The 2,614-nt window shown below is 60.6% G+C and carries 3 protein-coding genes and 1 pseudogene; 2 read left to right on the top strand and 2 right to left on the bottom strand.

From position 1 onward, the window contains the following. Positions 1-527: TRAP transporter small permease (locus tag ABYW26_RS13100; RefSeq protein WP_372605354.1), on the top strand; the 527-nt coding region annotated here is incomplete at its 5' end. Next, positions 520-1,815: a TRAP transporter large permease gene (locus ABYW26_RS13095; RefSeq protein WP_372605353.1), complete on the top strand. Its 1,296-nt coding sequence runs from the start codon at positions 520-522 to the stop codon at positions 1,813-1,815. The genes ABYW26_RS13100 and ABYW26_RS13095, both read left to right, overlap by 8 nt. Before the next feature lie 88 nt (positions 1,816-1,903). Here the strand turns inward: ABYW26_RS13095 and ABYW26_RS13090 are convergent, their stop codons facing one another. Both ABYW26_RS13090 and ABYW26_RS13085 read right to left on the bottom strand, forming a co-directional pair. Continuing rightward, the gene (locus tag ABYW26_RS13090) at positions 1,904-2,296 is read right to left on the bottom strand and encodes an ectoine synthase (protein WP_372605352.1); all 393 of its coding nucleotides are present in this window, start codon (positions 2,294-2,296) and stop codon (positions 1,904-1,906) included. 6 nt (positions 2,297-2,302) lie between these two features. Continuing rightward, positions 2,303-2,614: pseudogene (locus ABYW26_RS13085) on the bottom strand (diaminobutyrate--2-oxoglutarate transaminase); the annotation flags it as partial.

The following is a 2,614-nucleotide window of genomic DNA, read 5'->3' as shown; positions in this document are numbered from 1 at the left end:
GCATCATGGACAGGCTGAGATCGGTAAAAGACTGGTTGGGCAGGCGCGCTGAGAACTTACTGGCGCTGCTGTTGTTCAGCATGTTTGTGACCTTCCTTCTGCAAATCATCTTTCGGTATTTCCTTGATCTGCCGGTCGGCTGGACCGTCGAATGGGTGACGATCGCATGGGTCTGGGGGATCTTGTTCGGCTATGCCTTCGTTGTGCGCGAGACCGACGTGATCCGGCTGGATGTGGTCTATGCGGTGATGCCGCGCTCGGTGCGCCGGGGGTTCGATGTGATTGCCGGGCTGACCGTGGCCGGGGTGTTCGCTTGGACGCTGCCCGCGACATGGGATTATATCGACTTCATGAAGATCGAGCGCACCGCCTATCTGCGCTGGCCCTTCAACTGGGTGTTCTTCATCTACATGCCTTTTGCGCTTGCGATCATCGTGCGCGCGCTTGTCGTGGTCCGGGCCGGGTTGCTTGGCGTCGGGCCGCAGTTCAACACCGAAACCAGCGCTGAAAGCCACGATTATGATTGATCCGTTTACCCTGTCCATGATCATCATCGTGGCCCTGTCGCTGATGGGCCAGTCGGTCGGCATCGCGATGGTCACCGGGTCGCTGGTCTACCTTGTCGCCAAGGGCTTTGACCCGTCGCTGGCGCCCGAGACCCTGTTGCAGGGGCTGTTCAACGGCTACACTCTGTTGGCGATCCCGCTGTTCATTCTGGCCGCCGATATCATGAATGTCGGCTCGCTTGCGGACCGGCTGCTGCGGTTCTCGCAGGCGCTGGTCGGGCGGTTCCGGGGCGGTCTGGGCCATGTCAACGTCGTATCGTCGCTGATCTTTTCCGGCATGTCCGGCTCGGCGGTCGCGGATGCGGTGGGCATGGGCAAGATCATCATCGGTATGATGACCCGCGACGGGAAATACTCGCCGGCCTATGCCGCTGCGATCACCGCTGCTACGGCCACGGTTGGGCCGATCATTCCGCCCTCGATCCCGATGGTGTTGTATGCGCTGGTTTCGGATCAGTCGGTCGGCTACCTGTTCGCAGCTGGCCTGCTGCCGGGTCTGCTGATGGCGCTGGCGATGGCGCTGATGAATTACTGGATCGCGCGCCGCCGCAACTATCCCGTGGACGAAGCCGTCCCGATGCGCGACATGCCGAAGATTACCGTCAAGGCCTTTCCGGCGCTGATGCTGCCGGTGATCCTGTTGGGCGGTATCTATGGTGGTGTGATGACCCCGACCGAGGCCGCCGCAATCGCCGCCTTCTATGCGCTGGGTATTTCGGTGCTGTTCTACCGGTCGGTGAACCTGAAGCAATTCTATACGGCTCTTTTGGGGTCGGCGCGGTCGACGGCGTCGGTCGGGGTGCTGGTCGCCGGGGCAATCACGTTTAACTACGTCATCACCCGCGAGAACCTGCCGAACACCATTGCTGACACGCTGGCGCAGTATGAATTTTCGCGCACCGGCTTTCTGATCGTCATCAACCTGCTGATCCTTGCGCTGGGCATGGTTCTGGAGGGCGGCGCGATCCTGTTGATCATCATCCCGATCCTGATCCCGACGGTTCAGGCCATGGGCATTGATCTGGTGCATTTCGGCGTGATCGCCGTGGTGAACGCGATGGTCGGGCTGATTACGCCACCTTACGGACTGTTGCTGTTCATTGTGTCGAACATAACCGAACAGCCGATCAGTGGCGTCATCCGCGAGATCTGGCCGTTCATCATCGCGCTGCTGGCGGCGCTGGCGATCATCACTTTCTCGCCGGATTTCGTGCTCTTCCTGCCGCGGATGCTGGGGTATCAGAACTAAGCGCGACCCCCACCGCGAGTTGAGGAACGAACATCGGCGCGCCCTGGTTGGGCGCGCCGATCATGTTCTGGAGGCTATCAGGCGCGGTTTATGCCAGCTCGGCCATGGCAGCATAAGACCCGTCAGCCTGATGCACCTCGTTGCCGGTCACCGGCGGGTTGAACACGCAAGCCATCACCAACTCGCTTTCGGCGCGCAGAATGTGCCGGTCATGCCGGTTCAGCGCATACATCACGCCCGGTTTGATCGCGTGGGTTTCGCCGGTGCCAAGGTCGGTGATCGACCCCTTGCCCTGCATGCAATAGACGCTTTCGAAGTGGTTCTTGTATTCGAACGTGTGCTCGGATCCGGCTTCGAGAAAGGTGATGTGAAACGAAAACCCCATACCGTCATCGGCCAGCAACATGCGCACACTGGTCCACTTGGCATCCGAGACCGCCCTGTCGGTGGTCATCAGGTCGTTCAGGTCTCTTACGATCATAACGGGTTACTCCGCGGCGAGTTTCAGTTCCGAGCAAACCTCTTGGGCCGAGCTTTGCAGAATGGTCAGGCCCCGGGCAAAGACCTTGTCCGGGGTGGTCAGCGGGGCCAGCACCTTGACCACCTGATCCTCATTGCCCGAGGTTTCGATGATCAGGCCGTTCTCAAAGGCGCGCGCACAGATTTCGGCCGCGAAGGCACCCGAGCCCACGTCGACGCCCTGCATCATGCCACGGCCTTTTAGAACCGCGCCGGGGATCATGTCAGCAATGTCTTCCAAGACGCGGGTCAGCATCGCGGCTTTGTCGGCGATCCGGGT

Origin of the sequence: Actibacterium sp., assembly GCF_041584535.1 — a bacterium.
In the GTDB taxonomy this organism is placed as follows: domain Bacteria; phylum Pseudomonadota; class Alphaproteobacteria; order Rhodobacterales; family Rhodobacteraceae; genus Actibacterium_D.
This window is presented reverse-complemented; position numbering and strand designations above follow the sequence as displayed.

Bases quoted from the DNA above. Each gene is read 5' to 3' on its own strand.
- ABYW26_RS13095 (WP_372605353.1), top strand. From the start codon at position 520: ATGATTGATCCGTTTACCCTGTCCATGATCATCATCGTGGCCCTGTCG.
- ABYW26_RS13090 (WP_372605352.1), bottom strand. From the start codon at position 2,296: ATGATCGTAAGAGACCTGAACGACCTGATGACCACCGACAGGGCGGTC.